This is a genomic window from Ensifer sp. ENS11 (assembly GCF_014851895.1).
Classification (GTDB): Bacteria; Pseudomonadota; Alphaproteobacteria; order Rhizobiales; family Rhizobiaceae; genus Ensifer; species Ensifer canadensis.
Map to the genome: position 1 here is coordinate 372,066 of NZ_JACVAN010000002.1, position 16,004 is coordinate 388,069.

11 protein-coding genes are annotated in these 16,004 nt (G+C 62.6%); 7 read left to right on the plus strand and 4 right to left on the minus strand.

Annotation, left to right across the window (positions count from 1 at the left end; translation table 11 throughout):
* Positions 1–45 precede the first annotated feature (45 nt).
* Positions 46–1,710 (minus strand): electron transfer flavoprotein-ubiquinone oxidoreductase, encoded by a 1,665-nt coding sequence (locus IB264_RS05880; protein ID WP_171519758.1) that lies wholly within the window; start codon positions 1,708–1,710, stop codon positions 46–48.
* Positions 1,711–1,769: 59 nt separating this feature from the next.
* On the minus strand, positions 1,770–2,012 hold the full coding sequence (locus tag IB264_RS05885) for a hypothetical protein (protein WP_128090422.1): 243 nt from the start codon (positions 2,010–2,012) through the stop codon (positions 1,770–1,772).
* Between the two features lie 177 nt (positions 2,013–2,189).
* Here IB264_RS05885 and IB264_RS05890 point away from each other — a divergent pair, with 177 nt between their 5' ends.
* From IB264_RS05890 to IB264_RS05910, 5 genes are all read left to right on the plus strand, one after another.
* Complete coding sequence (locus IB264_RS05890; protein ID WP_025426357.1) at positions 2,190–3,488, plus strand: Hsp70 family protein; 1,299 nt, start codon at positions 2,190–2,192, stop codon at positions 3,486–3,488.
* A 41-nt stretch (positions 3,489–3,529) separates the two neighbouring features.
* Positions 3,530–4,441, plus strand: a complete 912-nt coding sequence (locus IB264_RS05895) for a uracil-DNA glycosylase family protein (protein ID WP_025426356.1) — start codon at positions 3,530–3,532, stop codon at positions 4,439–4,441.
* Positions 4,442–4,583: 142 nt separating this feature from the next.
* Positions 4,584–4,760 (plus strand): hypothetical protein, encoded by a 177-nt coding sequence (locus tag IB264_RS05900; RefSeq protein WP_107026881.1) that lies wholly within the window; start codon positions 4,584–4,586, stop codon positions 4,758–4,760.
* 65 nt (positions 4,761–4,825) lie between these two features.
* Complete coding sequence (locus tag IB264_RS05905; RefSeq protein ID WP_164474923.1) at positions 4,826–4,981, plus strand: hypothetical protein; 156 nt, start codon at positions 4,826–4,828, stop codon at positions 4,979–4,981.
* Positions 4,982–5,191: 210 nt separating this feature from the next.
* The gene (locus tag IB264_RS05910; RefSeq protein ID WP_025426355.1) at positions 5,192–6,484 is read left to right on the plus strand and encodes an MFS transporter; all 1,293 of its coding nucleotides are present in this window, start codon (positions 5,192–5,194) and stop codon (positions 6,482–6,484) included.
* A gap of 15 nt (positions 6,485–6,499) precedes the next feature.
* Here IB264_RS05910 and IB264_RS05915 read toward each other — a convergent pair whose 3' ends face one another.
* Positions 6,500–7,438 (minus strand): DMT family transporter, encoded by a 939-nt coding sequence (locus tag IB264_RS05915; RefSeq protein WP_025426354.1) that lies wholly within the window; start codon positions 7,436–7,438, stop codon positions 6,500–6,502.
* Positions 7,439–7,856: 418 nt separating this feature from the next.
* Between IB264_RS05915 and pepN the strand changes: the two genes are divergently transcribed.
* Positions 7,857–10,505, plus strand: a complete 2,649-nt coding sequence (pepN, locus tag IB264_RS05920) for an aminopeptidase N (RefSeq protein ID WP_025426353.1) — start codon at positions 7,857–7,859, stop codon at positions 10,503–10,505.
* 183 nt (positions 10,506–10,688) lie between these two features.
* Complete coding sequence (locus IB264_RS05925; RefSeq protein WP_025426352.1) at positions 10,689–13,049, plus strand: ATP-binding protein; 2,361 nt, start codon at positions 10,689–10,691, stop codon at positions 13,047–13,049.
* Here the strand turns inward: IB264_RS05925 and IB264_RS05930 are convergent.
* Positions 13,028–15,985 (minus strand): bifunctional [glutamine synthetase] adenylyltransferase/[glutamine synthetase]-adenylyl-L-tyrosine phosphorylase, encoded by a 2,958-nt coding sequence (locus tag IB264_RS05930; protein WP_025426351.1) that lies wholly within the window; start codon positions 15,983–15,985, stop codon positions 13,028–13,030. The two genes, IB264_RS05925 and IB264_RS05930, sit on opposite strands and share 22 nt — an antisense overlap.
* Positions 15,986–16,004: the final 19 nt, after the last annotated feature.

Below are 16,004 nucleotides of genomic sequence, written 5' to 3' on the forward strand. Positions count from 1 at the left end.
CGCCTCCAAATGTTTCCTTTTGCGCGGTCGCGCGAAAACCCGCCCTCACATGTTGGGATAGACCGGTCCCTCGCCGCCCTGCGGCGGCACCCAGTTGATGTTCTGGTTCGGGTCCTTGATGTCGCAGGTCTTGCAGTGCACGCAGTTCTGCGCGTTGATGACGAAGACCGGCTGGCCGTCCTTTTCCACCCATTCATAGACCCCGGCGGGACAGTAGCGCGTCGACGGACCGGCAAAGACGTCGAGCTCCGACGTGCGCTGCAGCTCCGGATTCTTCACCTGCAGGTGGATCGGCTGGTCTTCCTCGTGGTTGGTGTTCGACAGGAACACCGAGGACAGCCGATCGAAGGTCAAAACACCGTCGGGCTTGGGATAGTCGATCTTTTTGTGCTGGGCGGCCGGTTCGAGGCTCTGCGCGTCGGTCTTGCCGTGTTTCAGCGTGCCGAAGAACGAGAAGCCGAACAGCTGGTTGGTCCACATGTCGAGACCGCCGAGCGCTACGCCGACCGCCGTGCCGAACTTCGACCACAGCGGCTTGACGTTCCTGACCCGCTTCAGGTCCTGGCCGATGGCGCTGTCGCGCCAACCACGCTCGATTTCGATCGGCTCGTCATTGGCGCGACCGCTGGCGATTGCCGCCGCCAGCTTCTCAGCCGCCAGAATGCCCGACAGCACCGCATTGTGGCTGCCCTTGATGCGCGGCACGTTGACGAAACCGGCCGAACAGCCGATCAGCGCGCCGCCGGGGAACGACAGTTTCGGCACCGACTGGTAGCCGCCTTCGGTGATCGCCCGGGCGCCATAGGACAGCCGCTTGCCGCCCTCGAAGGTGCCGCGAATGGCCGGATGGGTCTTGAACCGCTGGAACTCCTCGAACGGGAAGAGATAGGGGTTCTTGTAGTTGAGGTGCACGACGAAGCCGACGGCGACCATGTTGTCTTCGAGGTGGTAGAGGAACGAACCGCCGCCGGTCTTCATGCCGAGCGGCCAGCCGAACGAGTGCTGCACCAGACCGGGCCTGTGGTTCTCGGGCTTGACCTGCCACAGTTCCTTGAGACCGATGCCGAATTTCTGGACGTCGCGATCCCTAGAGAGATCGAATTTTGAAATCAGCTCTTTGGCGAGCGAGCCGCGCACGCCCTCGCCGATCAGCACGTACTTGCCGAGCAGTTCCATGCCGCGGGCAAAGTTCGGGCCCGGCTCGCCGTTGCGCTCGATGCCCATGTCGCCGGTGGCGACACCGATGACGGCGCCTTCGTCGTTATAGAGCACCTCGGTTGCGGCAAAGCCCGGATAGATCTCGACGCCGAGCGCTTCGGCATGGCCGGCAAGCCAGCGGCAGACATTGCCGAGTGAGACGATGTAGTTGCCGTGATTGTTCATCAACGGCGGCATGGCGAAGTTCGGCAGGCGGATCGAGCCGGCGGGACCGAGCAAGAGGAAATGATCGTCGGTAACCTCGGTCTTGAACGGATGGTCGGCCTCGTCGCGCCAGCCCGGCAGCAACCGGTCGATGCCGATGGGGTCGACGACGGCACCCGACAGGATATGCGCGCCGACTTCGGCGCCCTTTTCCAGCACCACCACCGAAAGCTCGGGATTGACCTGCTTCAACCGGATCGCAGCCGAAAGCCCCGCAGGCCCCGCGCCGACGATCACCACGTCGAACTCCATACTCTCGCGCTCGGGTAGATCCATCGCCTCGCTCATACCGTCTCTCCAGTCTCGCCGGTCTTCTGCCAGCTCAGTTCCCAGGCCATATCATCTCGTCATGGCAAATGCAGTTTGGCTTGTCGAGCCGGGATGCGACAGTCGATGCCCGCTTTTGCGCATGAGGTCATGAGTTTAGCACAAATGTCTATATGACGTGAACGTAAACGTAAATACGTGATTTCACCCATGTCCTTGTGGGCCGCCGCCTTGCAGCCTTGCTTTTGCCGAATAGCCATGTCAGGAGGCCGGGCATTCATTTTCCGGCGGAAGACGCCGGCAATCCCATCCGCAACCAGCATTCGGCAAGGCGCCCTACGGCGCCGGAACGGCATGCCTTTCGCTTCATTCCGGGCTCCGCCGACCTTCCCGGCACCGGCCCAGAAGGCGGCGTGCGGAACAGAGCCGTGTCGCCTTCGCAAGCCCCGGAAGGGCGCGTCGCGAAGCGACACCAAAACACAGGCGTCAGGAGACATCATATGGCCAGAGCACTGGGCTTCGATTTCGGCACCACCAACTCGGTCCTCGCGGTTTCGGCAGGCGACACCACCCATTCGATGAACTTCGACAGCATGGCTGGCAGCACCGATGCGATGCGCACGGCACTCTCCTTCATGAAGGATTCCAACCTCGGCGCGTCCGCCCTGAAGGTGGAAGCCGGACAGGCGGCAATCCGCTCGTTCATCGACAATCCCGGCGACTGTCGTTTCCTGCAGTCGATCAAGACCTTCGCCGCAAGCCCGCTGTTCCAGGGCACGCAGATCTATGCCAAGCGCCATAGTTTCGAAGACCTGATGCGGGTGTTCCTCTCCAAGCTGAAGGACTATGCCGGCGACGACTGGGCGAGCCAATACAGCCGCATCGTCGTCGGAAGGCCCGTTCGCTTTGCCGGCTCCAGCCCCGATCCGGCACTGGCGCTCGAGCGCTACAGCGCCGCCCTTTCCGAATTCGGCTTTCCCGAGATCCACTATGTCTACGAGCCGGTGGCGGCCGCATTCTACTTTGCCCAGAACCTCAAGCGCGACGCCACGGTGCTGGTCGCCGACTTCGGCGGCGGCACCACCGACTATTCGCTGATCCGTTTTGAGACCAAGGCGGGACGTCTGACGGCAACGCCAATCGGCCATTCGGGCGTCGGCATCGCCGGCGACCATTTCGACTTCCGCATCATCGACAATGTGATCTCGCCCCTCATCGGAAAGGGGAGTCTGTTCAAGAGCTTCGACAAGCTGCTTGAAGTCCCGTCGAACTACTATGCGAATTTCGGCCGCTGGAATCAGCTTTCGATCTTCAAGACGTTGAAAGATTTCACGGATCTGAAGAAGCTGGTGCGCCAGAGCCTGGAGCCGGAAAAGCTCGAGGCCTTCGTCGACCTGATCGAGCATGACGAGGGTTATCCGCTCTACCAGGCGATCTCGGCGACGAAGATGCGCCTGTCGCAGGAGGAGGAAACCGAGTTCTACTTCTCGCCGCTTGGCGAGATGTCGCGCCGCACGGTGCGCCGCGCCGACTTCGAAAGCTGGATTGCGCCTGAACTTGCGCGCATCGAAGACGCGCTCGACGAGGTGTTACAGACAACGGAAACGCCGCCCGAAAGCATCGACAAGGTCTTCCTCACCGGCGGCACCTCGTTCGTGCCGGCGGTGCGCAACCTGTTCGAGCGGCGCTTCGAAAAGGACCGGATCGAAAGCGGCGGCGAACTGCTGTCCATCGCCCACGGCCTGGCGCTGATCGGAGAACATGAGGATATCGGCCACTGGACCGCGAATGCCGCATGAAGCCATTGGACCACATTTTCTGACGTGCTAGGTTGGCGCCCATGACTTCTGCCGACAACCTCTCCCCCGGCCAACTCGCCGCCCTGCTCGCATTCCACGCGGATGCGGGTGTCGAGTGGCTGATGGAGGAGGAGCCTGTCGATCGCCTCGCCGAGTTCGAAGCGATGAAGGCGGCGCGTTCCGACGTGCGCCAACAGGCCGATTCGCGCCCACAGACGAGCGCAAGCCAGCCGGTTGCGCGCCCGGAGGCCTCGCCTGCTACGCGGCAGCCGGCCAGCTCGGCCGGTGGCCAAGCTCGCGAAACGCGCGCGCCAGCACCTGCCGTCAACGCCCCTGCTGTGGCCATCCCCGACGCCCAGGCCGTCAAGGAGGCGCAGTTTGCCGCCGAATCGGCGCGGTCGCTCGCCGAGCTGCGGTTGGCAATGGAAGGCTTCGTCGGTTGCAATCTCAGAAACAGCGCCCGCAATCTGGTCTTTGCCGAAGGCGATCCGTCAAACGGCATCATGATCGTCGGCCCGATGCCCTATGCGGATGACGATCGCGACGGGCAGCCTTTCTCGGGCAGGCTGGGCGACATGCTCAACCGCATGCTCGCCGGCATCGGACTATCGCGCGAGGGCGTTCTGCTCAGCAATGTCGTGCCGTGGCGCCCGCCGGGCAACCGCGTGCCGACCGCCCGCGAGGCCGATATCTGCCGCCCCTTCATCGAGCGCCAGGTCGCTTTGGCCGAGCCCAAGCACCTGTTGTTGCTCGGCAATTTTACGGCGCGCTTCTTCTTCGGCGGCAGCGACACAATCCACCAGCTGCGCGGCGAATGGCGTGACCTTCAGATGGGCGGACACAGCGTCCAGACCCTTGCGACCCTGCACCCGCAGGACCTGGTGACAGCGCCGATCAACAAGCGCTTTGCCTGGCAGGATATGCTTGCCTTCAAGGCCCGCATCAACGGCTGACGGCCGCCTGCCCGTTTCATGAACAAAGTGTGAAGAAAGCCATGCGGTTTGCGCATATCTGCGCAGCGTTCTAGTGCATTGCAAAATCCATGTTGCAGCGCAATATATCAACACGGGAGGAATGGAATAAGGAACAAGAACCATGACTGCCCGCTTTCGCCCGATCCACAGCAGCTTTGAGACGCTCCGTCATACGGACGCTGCCCGGCGGACGCCGTTCAACCGCTTCGGCTCGGCAGCCAACGAGCAGATGACTGCAATCGGCCTTGCCCGGACCACCCGTCCGTCGCAGCTCTTCGCCGACTTCATCCAGCGCTGATCCCCACGCGATGCGCCAAAAGGCGTGTCGCGCGAAAGAGACGACGTAAGACAAGGAACAAGATCATGACCAAGCCCATTGCAAGCCTCAAGGTCCTGTTCGATTCGATCGCCGATATCGGCACTGCCGTACGTGCCTCGCGCGAATACACCGCGCTCAGCACCACCAAGGACGCCCGCCGCGCCCATCGCTCGGCGATCAGACCACTGCTGCCGAACTGATAGCGCCCGAGGACGGACCGTTACCGTCTTTTTGCTATCGGCTGTCGCAATCGACAGCGCCTCGAAAACTGGATAGAGCCACAATCATTTCGAGTTCGAAGCGATCGGTCACTCCGGCAACCCCGTCTGACTGCCCTCGCTCCGCATCGCGCCTTCGTTGCCAGCCACCCGGTTGGTCAAGTCGGCGCGTCTTTGTTTTCAGGAGCGCCGATGCTGGCCAGTCTCGCTTCCGTCCTCAGCCTGATGCTGTCCACTTTGTTGATGATGGTGGCCTTCGGGCTTCAGAGCTACGTCATCCCGGTTCGCTCCGTCGCCGAGAACTGGTCGACGCTGACGGTCTCGGTCATTGCCACCGGCTACACGGTCGGCTTCACCCTCTCCTGCATCATCACGCCGAAATTCGTGTTGCGCGTTGGCCATGTCCGCGTCTTCACCGCACTCATAACCCTGCTTTCGATCGCCATCCTGCTTTGCGGGCTGGTCGTCGACTGGCGTGCCTGGATCGCCTTTCGCGCCATATCCGGTTTCGCGATCTCCGGCAGTTATCTCGTCATCGAGAGCTGGCTCAACGAACGGGTGACCAACGAGAACCGCGGCATGCTGTTCTCGCTCTACCTCATCACCACGATGGTCGGCACCATCGGCGGGCAATACATGGTGCCGCTGGGAGACCCGACCAACACATCGCTCTTCATCCTTTGCGGCGTGCTGTTTTCGCTGGCACTACTGCCCACGGCGCTTTCTTCCTCGCCGATGCCGGCACCGCCGGCGCAGGCGCGATTCGACATTCCAGGCCTGTTTCGCCGCTCTCCGGTTGCCGTGGTCGGCGGCTTTCTCGCAGGCGCGCTCTCGGGCGCCTGGCTGAACCTCGGCGGCGTGTTCACGCAGAAGATCGGCCTGTCGACCGGCGAAGGCGCAACATTGCTCGCATCGCTCCTGACCGGCAGCGCCCTCTCGCAGATCCCGATCGGCCGCGCCTCCGACCGCATCGACCGGCGTATCGTCATGGTCGGCTGCGGCATTGTCGGCGTGATCTCCTGCCTGGTCATGTCCGCGTCGATCGGCAGCAGCCCGACGGTGCTCTATATCGTCGCCGCCCTCGTCGGCTCGGTCCTGTTCCCGATCTATGCGCTGAACGTCGCCCATGCCAACGACCTCGCCAAGCCGGACGAATATGTCGAGATCTCCTCGGGCCTGATGATCACCTACGGGCTTGGCACGATCTCCGGCCCGTTGATGGTCGGCCCGGTCATGGATCGGTTCGGGCCGGCGGCGCTGTTCATCGTGCTTGCCGTCTATTTCGCACTCTATGCAGGCTACGCCGCCTGGCGCATCCTGCGGCGGGAGCAGCACGAGGGTCTCGTCGCCAAGACCGACTTCCAGGCGACCACGGTGCTGCCGACACCCGGACCCGACGTTACCAGCCCGACCGCCCAGCAGGCGTCGCAGGACGGCCTGATCGAGGACGACACGGTGCCTGCTTGGGAACGACAGCCGGAATGAATGAAACAGGGGCCGTCAGCCCTGTGGCGTGACGTGCTTGCGCGCACCCCTGCGCTCCAATCCAAGCCGATGCTCGCGGAAGATGATGAAAATACCGGCGCCGACAACGATGGCGGTGCCGATCAGCATGGTGCTCGTCGGGATGTCCTCGAACAGAAAATAGCCGATGATCAGGCCCAGCACGATCGAGGTGTATTCGAACGGTGCGATCGTCGACATGTCGGCGTGACGGTAGCTTTCGGTCAAGAGGAGCTGCGCGACGCCGCCGCAGAAGCCGGCGATCATCAGCAACAGGAAGGCTTTCTGCGAGATGCTCGGCCAGCCGAACGGCAGGGTCGCGAGCGAAAAGACCGAGGCCGAGAGCGAGAAATAGAGCACGATCGTGTGGGTGCGCTCGGCCCTCACCAGCTTGCGCACCAACACCATGGCGATCGCGCCGAGCGCCGCCGACAGCAAGACCGCCGCCGCCCCGAGCGCCTCGGACGACCCGAGACCGCCTTCGCGAAACAGCGTCAGCCGCGGCCAGGTGATGATCATGACGCCGACCAGACCGATGACGACGGCCGACCAGCGATAAAGCCGAACGGTTTCGCCGAGAAAAATCGCGGCAAAGGCAACGGCGATCAACGGCATCGCATAGCCAATGGCGATCGCTTCGGGGAGCGGCAAGTGCACGAGGCCGTAAAAGCCGAAGCTCATCGCCAGGATGCCGACGAAGCCGCGTGCGATGTGAGCGCCGATATCCTTCGTCTTGAAAGCGTCGCGCAACTGTCCGCGAAGGGCGAGATAGCCGAGGATCGGCACCATGGCGAAGGCGGAGCGGTAGAAGGTGATCTGGCCGGTGGCGATCTCGCTCCCGGCCGCCTTGATCAAGGTCGACATGCAAACGAAGATGACGACCGAAAGGACCTTGAGCAGGATCCCCTTCATCGGGTTTTCGACTTCGGCATCCATGGAAAACGCTTTTCGAGCCTTAGCGGAGGACCGCGGCGGCGACAGTTTGGGAGATTTGGGTGAGAGGCTCACCGGAGAACGATGTCACTCTAGCTGCGCCGGCCGCGAAAGTCGGATCAATCTTCTTGATGAACCGACTTTTTTCTTGATGAGTTCATCGCAGCAAAGACAATCGCCGAGAATTCTTTAGCGGGGTCGAAAAAAACCTTTCCGGTTTATTTCTTGTTAGTGCCACTTCGATACACGTCAAGGCGATAAGGGAGCGGGAAGAATACCGGACACCATGTCTTTTCTGCCGGAAGTGCGGTCGCCGGCATCACAATCGTGTGGCATATCCGGCTTTTCGCCCTTTGGCCTTTTCACCATCACAAGCGCCCTCTACAAATCCACCAGTAGCAAGGCGCGAGCGGGACTGACCATGCGGACAAATACTGGCCAGATCATTCATCTGGAAGACTACCGGCCGACCGACTTCGTACTTGAAAGAGTGGATCTGACCTTCGAGCTTGACCCGAAGGAAACCAAGGTCGAAGCGCGGTTGATCCTGCATCGGCGGGAAGGCGTGGACGCATCGGCCCCGCTGGTGCTTGACGGCGACGAGCTGGTCATGACCGGCCTGCTGCTCGACCAGGAAGAGCTTGCAGCCGCGCTCTACGACGTGACCGACGACACGCTGACGATCCGTGGCCTGCCCGAGACCGCCCCGTTCGAAGTCACCATCACCACGATGCTCTCGCCCGAGACGAACACCAAGCTGATGGGTCTCTACCGCACCAACAGCGTCTATTGCACGCAGTGCGAGGCGGAAGGCTTCCGCCGCATTACCTACTTCCCTGATCGTCCTGATGTACTTGCCGTCTATACGGTCAACATCATCGCCGACAAGAAATCCGCTCCGCTGCTGCTGTCCAACGGCAACTATCTCGGCGGCGCCGACATGGGCGATGGCCGGCATTTCGCCGCCTGGTTCGATCCGCACCTGAAGCCCAGCTATCTCTTCGCGCTGGTTGCCGGCGATCTCGGCGTGGTCGAAGACACGTTCACCACCATGTCCGGCCGCGAGGTCGCGCTGAAGATCTATGTCGAACACGGCAAGGAGCCGCGCGCAGCCTACGCCATGGACGCGCTGAAGCGCTCGATGAAGTGGGACGAAGAGACGTTCGGCCGCGAATACGATCTGGATATCTTCATGATCGTCGCCGTCTCCGACTTCAACATGGGCGCCATGGAGAACAAGGGGCTCAATGTCTTCAACGACAAGTACGTGCTGGCCGATCCGGAAACGGCCACCGACGCCGACTACGCCAATATCGAAGCGATCATCGCGCACGAATACTTCCACAACTGGACCGGCAACCGCATCACCTGCCGCGACTGGTTCCAGCTCTGCCTCAAGGAAGGCCTGACGGTTTATCGCGACCACGAGTTTTCCGCCGACATGCGCTCGCGCGCCGTCAAGCGCATCGCCGAAGTCCGGCACCTGAAATCAGAACAGTTCCCAGAGGATGCAGGCCCCCTTGCCCATCCGGTCCGGCCGACGAAATACCGTGAAATCAACAACTTCTACACGACCACGGTCTATGAGAAGGGCTCCGAAGTCACCCGGATGATCGCGACCCTTCTCGGCCGCGACCTGTTCAAGAAGGGCATGGATCTCTACTTCGAACGCCACGACGGCCAGGCTGTGACGATCGAGGATTTCGTCGCCTGCTTCGCCGATGTCAGCGGCCGCAATCTCAGCCAGTTTTCGCTCTGGTACCATCAGGCGGGAACGCCGCTGGTGACAGCCTCCGGCGCCTATGACGCAGGCAAGCAGACCTTCACCCTGTCGCTCGAACAGACCGTGCCGCCGACGCCGGGCCAAAGCGCCAAGGAGCCGATGTACATTCCGCTGCGCATGGGCCTGCTCCTTGGAAACGGCGCGGAAGCCGACCTTTCGAGCGTGGCGGGCGCAGATATCACCGGCGACGTGCTGCACCTCACCCAACGCAAGCAGACGGTGGTTTTCTCCGGCATTACTTCGCGCCCGGTGCCTTCATTCAACCGCGGCTTTTCCGCTCCGATCAACCTGCATATCGAGCAGACCGACGACGACCTGGCGCTGATCGCGCGGCACGAAAGCGATCTCTTCGCACGCTGGCAGGCACTCAACGCCATTGCACTTGCCAATCTGGTATCCGCGACGGCCAACGCCCGTGCGGGCAAATCCGTGACCTGCGAAAAGGCGCTGCTCGACGGCCTTGTCGCCGCGGCGGCTGACGACGGACTGGAGCCGGCTTTCCGGTCGCAGGCGCTGTCGCTGCCGAGCGAAGCCGACATCGCCCGCGAGATCGGCGCCGACAACGACCCCGATGCCATCCATACCGCCCGGCAGCAGATCCTCAAGGCGATTGCGGTTTCCGGCCGCGGAACCTTCCTTCGGCTTGCCGACGAAATGGCGTCGACGAGTTCCTTCAGTCCGGATGCGGAAAGTGCGGGACGTCGAGCCCTGCGCAACGCCGCACTCACCTATCTCGTCCATGGCGAGGATGATCCGAAACGGGCAGCAGAAGTCTTCGCAGCCGCCGACAACATGACCGACCTCAGCCATGCACTGGCATTGCTCGCGCACCGGTTCCCGGATGCGCCAGAGACGGCTCAGGCACTGGCAACCTTCCGGAAACGGTTTGCCGACAACGCGCTCGTCATCGACAAGTGGTTCGCGGTGCAGGCGACAATCCCCGGGGCCGGGACGCTCAATCGCGTCAAGGCGCTGATGACCGAGCCGCTATTCAATGGCAATAATCCGAACCGTGTCCGGTCTCTGGTCGGCAGCTATGCCTTCGCCAACCCGACAGGCTTCAACCGCGCCGATGGCGAGGGCTACCGTTTCCTCGCGAAGCAGATCCTCGATATCGATCCGCGCAATCCGCAGCTCGCGGCACGCATCCTGACTTCGATGCGCTCCTGGCGCTCGCTTGAAGACACGCGCGCCGATCATGCCCGCAATGCGCTGAAGGAAATCGCTGGCGCGACCAAGCTTTCGGCCGATGTCAGCGACATCGTCGAGCGCATGCTCAAGGCCTGAAAAGGCCGGGAATGCAGGCATTTTTCAAGGGCCGGGTCGCTCGCTCGACCCGGCCTATTATTTCCCAACGATTAGAAATGGTTAAGAAATCTTTACCATTACCTCTGGACAAGGCGAATCGCCCTGTGATTCATTGAGTCAGATTCGGGCGAGCGGCGCGCCGAATCATCAGAGGGTTTCACATTGGGTAAGATGGCGGACGCGCGACCAGCGAGCGCAGCCGACGGGCGGTTGCGACTCAAGTTTTCGGGCTTTTCCGGCCTGGAACGCGAGTTCATCTCGCAGGCGAAGATTTTCGCCGAGCCGACGTCGCAGCGTCTTGCGAGCGCGGAACCTATTCTCAAGCGCTCTATCCCCATCCTCATCATCGCATTCCTGATCATAGTCGCCGTTTCGCGCATGTCCGGCATCATGGGCGAGCACGCCCGGATGGAAGACAACTCGCGCCAGACGGTCGGGCTTGCCGCGGCAACGGCGGTCGCGGCGTTCCAGGCTGACGGCATGACGCTGTTCGAAGAGGGCCGGCGTTGGGATGCCGAACAGCGGCTGACCCAATACCTGCCCAACACCATGCTCGACGCGGGCATGTTTCTTTTGACCGTGCGCAAGGATGGACGGATCTTCGCCAGCACACCTGATGGTGTGCCGCTGATCGGCCGGACGCTTGCCTCGGTTGCACCCGATATCGCCACGCTGCAGTATTACGGCGAACATTCCAGCGTCATGAAGACGGCCATCAACGGCGTCGACCATATCGTCGCTTTGGCGCAGTTGCCGGAAGCGGCCGGCGTCGTCCTGGCGGCAACGCCGGTGACCCAGCTCGAAACGGCCTGGCGCGACGAGGTTTCGCTGAATGTGACGCTGTTTGCCGGCATCTCGGCGATCCTGCTGGTGGTGCTTTACGCTTATTACATCCAGGCCAAACGCGCCCGCGACGCCGACGGGGTGTTTGCGGAATCGAACCTGCGGGTCGAAACCGCCCTGTCGCGCGGCCGCTGCGGCCTCTGGGATTTCGATCTTGCCAACCGACGGCTGTTCTGGTCGCGGTCGATGTATGAGATGTTGGGCATGCCCGGCGAAAGCAGCGTGCTTTCCTTCGGCGACGCCGCACGGCTGATGCATCCGGACGATCGCGGTATCTATGGCGTGGCGCGGACAATTGCCCGCGGCGATGCGCGACAGATCGACCAGGTGTTCCGCATGCGGCATGCGGACGGCCATTATGTCTGGCTGCGCGCCCGCGCCGAGATCATCCGCACCGTTTCAGGCCGCGCCCATCTCATCGGCATCGCCATGGATGTCACCGAGCAGCACCGCCTCGCCCAGCGCTATGCCGAAGCTGATCAGCGTCTGGCCGATGCCATCGAATGTACGTCCGAGGCCTTCGTCCTCTGGGACAAGCAGGACCGCTTGGTCATGTGCAACACGCACTACCAGGAAGCCTACAAGCTGCCGGATCACGTTCTGGTGCCAGGCACCGAACGCATCGCCGTACACGCCGCTGCGGCACGCCCGGTAGTGGAACGCCGCATTGCGGATCCTGACCGTAGCAACCATTCGCAGACCACCGAAGTGCAGCTCGCCGACGAGCGTTGGCTGCAGATCAATGAGCGGCGCACGCGCGACGGCGGCCTCGTTTCTGTTGGTACCGACATCACGCTGCTCAAGCGTCACCAGGTGCGGCTGCGCGAATCCGAGCGCCGGCTGATGGCGACCATCGGCGATCTCTCGGCTTCGCGCATGACCCTGGAGCGGCAGAAGACCGAGCTGTCGATCGCCAACGCCAACTACCAGGCGGAAAAAGAACGGGCCGAGGCGGCGAACCACGCCAAGTCGGAATTCCTGGCCAATATGTCCCATGAGCTGAGGACACCGCTCAACGCCATTCTCGGTTTTTCGGAGATCCTGCAGACCCAGATGTTCGGGCCGCTCGGCTCGGAGAAATACGATGAATACTCGCGCGACATTCACGACAGCGGCAAACACCTGCTGAACGTCATCAACGACATCCTGGACATGTCGAAGATCGAAGCAGGCCATATGCGCATCAGCCGCGAGACCATCGATCTCGCGCCGCTGATCGAGGAGACGCTGCGTTTCACCACGATCCCGGCGCAGCAGAAGAACATCCATGTGGTGCAGCAAATCGCCTCGGGCCTGACCGTGGTCGCGGATCGGCGGGCGATGAAGCAGGTGCTGCTCAATCTCTTGTCGAACGCGGTCAAGTTCACCAATGAAGGCGGGCGCATTTCGCTGCGCGCCCGCAAGGTCACGGGCGCTGTGACATTGACGATCGCCGACTCCGGCATCGGCATCCCGCGTGATGCCCTGCAGAAGATCGGCCAGCCCTTCGAGCAGGTGCAGAGCCAGTATGCCAAGAGCAAGGGCGGCTCCGGCCTCGGGCTTGCCATCTCCCGGTCGCTGACGCGCCTTCACGGCGGAACGATGAAGATCCATTCCGCCGAAAATGTCGGCACCATCATTTCATTGCGCATGCCCGATCGCGACAGCGACCCGCAGCCCTATCCCGAAACCACCGACTGAAAAATACGCCGGACGGCCTTCGACAGCCGCCTGATATCCGCCTCCAGCGTTTTCAGGTCGGGATAGTCCCCTGCCCGGCAGACGAGATCGACAAGACCGGCAGGCGCCTCCTTCGGGTCGAACTCGCCTTCGATGCACAGGCGCACGATCTGCGACAGCTCGGTAAAGAGGCTCAGCGCCTCCATCGTCGTGTCGAGATCATTGGGGTTCATCATCGCACCGCCGAGGACCTTCAAGGCGTCGGCCGTGTGGGCGCCGGCCTCAAGCGGCGGCACGCCCTTGGCGGGAGCGATCAGCGCCAGGTACTGCGCAATGAACTCGATATCGACCAGGCCGCCGGGGATCAGCTTGAAATCCCAGATGTCGCTTGGCGGCTTCTCGCTGTCGATCATCTCGCGCATCGAGATCACGTCAGTGCTGACCTTGGCGACATCACGCGTGTGGCCGAGCACTTCGGCGAAGATGGCATCGGCTTGCGCCTTCAGACTGTCGTCGCCGCAGATGCAGCGCGCCCGCGTCAGGGCCAGATGCTCCCAGGTCCAGGCCTCTTCCCGCTGGTACTTGGCAAAGGCGTTGATGCGGGTGGCGACCGGGCCCTTGTTGCCGGACGGCCGCAGCCGCATGTCGACCTCATAGAGTACGCCCTCGGCTGTGGGCGCTGAGAGCGCTGCAATCAACCTCTGCGTCAACCGGGTAAAATAGCGCATCGGATCGAGCGGCTTGCCGCCATCCGATTCCGGGGCCGCGTCGTCATAGTCGTAGAGCAGGATCAGGTCGACGTCGGAGCCCGCCGTCAACTCGTGGCTGCCGAGCTTGCCCATGCCGACGACGACAATGCGCCCACCCGGAAAATCGCCATGGACCGAACGGACCTCGGCGAGCACCGCGTCCACTGCGGCAGCGATGATCAGGTCGGCGAGATCGGTAAAGGCGCGACCGGCCTGCGCGCCCGAAATCGAGCCGGTCAACAGGCGGATGCCGATCAGGAACCGCTGTTCGGCGGCGATGATGCGCAGCCGGTCGAGCACCTCTTCATAGTGGCGGGCGCCGGCAACGAAGTTGGCGATGCGCGGCGCCAGATAATCCCGGGTCGGCAGCTCCGCCAGAAGGCCCGGGTCGAGCATGCCGTCGAACACATGCGGCCGCGCCGCGATGATCTCGGCCAGCCTTGGTGCCGAGGACATGATGTTGACGATCAATGACAAGAGCCGCGGATTGTTGCCGAGCAGCGAAAACAGCTGGATGCCGGCCGGCAGGCCCGAGATGAAATGGTCGAAACGCAGGAGCGCCTCGTCGGCGCGCCGGCTTTCGCCGAAGACGCGCAGGAGCTGCGGCGTCAGCTCCGTCAGCCGCTCGCGCGCCTCGACCGACTGCGTCGCGCGGTAGCGGCCGTAATGCCAGGTGCGGATCGTGTGCGAGATGTCCGACGGCCGCTGGAAGCCGAGCTTTCTTAGGGTCTCGAGCGTATCGGGATCGTCGCGCTGGCCGGTGAAAACCAGATTGCCCGTCTCGCTCGAAAGCTTCGCCTCCTGCTCGAAGAGCTGGGCATAACGGCGCTCGACGGTGCGCAGCACCTTCGACAGCGCCTTGGAGAAGGAAGCCGTATCCTCGAAGCCGAGCATGAAGGCGATCCGCTTCAGCTCTGCCTCGGTCTCCGGCAGCACATGGGTCTGTTCGTCACGCACCATCTGAATGCGGTGCTCGACATCGCGAAGGAACCAGTAGGCCTCGACCAGTTCGGCCGCGGTCGTCTCGTCGATCCAGCCGGCCGTTACCAGCGCATGCAGCATCGGCTCCGTCGCCTTCAGCCGCAGTTCGGGCATGCGTCCACCGGCGATCAGCTGCTGGGTCTGAACGAAGAACTCGATCTCACGAATGCCGCCGCGGCCGAGCTTGATATTGTGTCCCTTGACCGCAATCTCGCCATGGCCCTTGTGGGCGTGAATCTGCCGCTTGATCGAATGGATGTCGGCGATTGCCGCATAGTCGAGATACTTGCGGAAGACGAACGGCGTCAATTCCTTCAAGAAGGCATCGCCCGCAGCTATGTCGCCGGCAACGGGCCGCGCCTTGATGAAAGCTGCGCGCTCCCAGTTCTGCCCCCTGCTCTCGTAATAGAGCATCGCCGCCTCGACGGGGATTGCGAGTGGCGTCGAGCCGGGATCCGGGCGCAGCCGCAAGTCGGTGCGAAAGACGTAGCCGTCGCCGCTGCGCTCCTGGAGAATGCGGATGAGGCGGCGCAGAAGCCGGCCGAAGGTCTCGGATGCATCGTCGCGATCGATGATGATGCCGGACTGCGGATCGTAGAAGACCACGAGATCGATGTCGGAGGAGTAATTGAGCTCGAAGGCGCCGAGCTTGCCCATGCCGAGCACGACAACGCCAGACCCCCGGCTCGGGGCCGTCACGTCCTTGAGCGCGAGCTTGCCGCCCTGGTGACCGCTCAGCAGCAGATGATCGATCGTTGCCGAAACGGCAGCGCCGGCAAATTCGCTCAGCCAGCGCGTCGTCTCGCGACCGTCGAAATGTCGTGAGAGGTCCGCAAGCGCAACGGCGAAGGCTAGCTCGCGCTTGGCCTTTCGAAGCCGCGTCATGATCTCGGTATCTGGCAGTGCCACGCCGGGCTCTGCCGATACCCAGGCATCCCGCGCCCGCCGGACCCTTTCGGTGAGAAATTCCTGCAGCGGCTCCGACAGGAGCTGTTCGAGTATGCCGGGCTCGCTGCCGCCGGTGTCGCGCAGGAATGGCGACAGGGCAAAGGCAGCGACGATGAACGCCTTGAACGGCGTTTCGGATGCCAGCAGACGGCTGATCTGGTCATGGCCCTTGGCCATATCCTTCAGCACCGACAGCGCGGATTTGGCGTCAGCCTGGCTTGCCGGTTTGATCGGCGCCGTCTCCATGCCCCACCAGTGCCCTGCCATCGTGTCCTGCATACCGTTCCCCCGTGTTCTC

Excerpts from the sequence above, each read along its gene's own strand:
- IB264_RS05880 (WP_171519758.1), bottom strand. The coding sequence starts at position 1,710 with ATGAGCGAGGCGATGGATCTACCCGAGCGCGAGAGTATGGAGTTCGAC.
- IB264_RS05885 (WP_128090422.1), bottom strand. The coding sequence starts at position 2,012 with ATGCTGGTTGCGGATGGGATTGCCGGCGTCTTCCGCCGGAAAATGAAT.
- IB264_RS05890 (WP_025426357.1), top strand. The coding sequence starts at position 2,190 with ATGGCCAGAGCACTGGGCTTCGATTTCGGCACCACCAACTCGGTCCTC.
- IB264_RS05895 (WP_025426356.1), top strand. The coding sequence starts at position 3,530 with ATGACTTCTGCCGACAACCTCTCCCCCGGCCAACTCGCCGCCCTGCTC.
- IB264_RS05900 (WP_107026881.1), top strand. The coding sequence starts at position 4,584 with ATGACTGCCCGCTTTCGCCCGATCCACAGCAGCTTTGAGACGCTCCGT.
- IB264_RS05905 (WP_164474923.1), top strand. The coding sequence starts at position 4,826 with ATGACCAAGCCCATTGCAAGCCTCAAGGTCCTGTTCGATTCGATCGCC.
- IB264_RS05910 (WP_025426355.1), top strand. The coding sequence starts at position 5,192 with ATGCTGGCCAGTCTCGCTTCCGTCCTCAGCCTGATGCTGTCCACTTTG.
- IB264_RS05915 (WP_025426354.1), bottom strand. The coding sequence starts at position 7,438 with ATGGATGCCGAAGTCGAAAACCCGATGAAGGGGATCCTGCTCAAGGTC.
- pepN (WP_025426353.1), top strand. The coding sequence starts at position 7,857 with ATGCGGACAAATACTGGCCAGATCATTCATCTGGAAGACTACCGGCCG.
- IB264_RS05930 (WP_025426351.1), bottom strand. The coding sequence starts at position 15,985 with ATGCAGGACACGATGGCAGGGCACTGGTGGGGCATGGAGACGGCGCCG.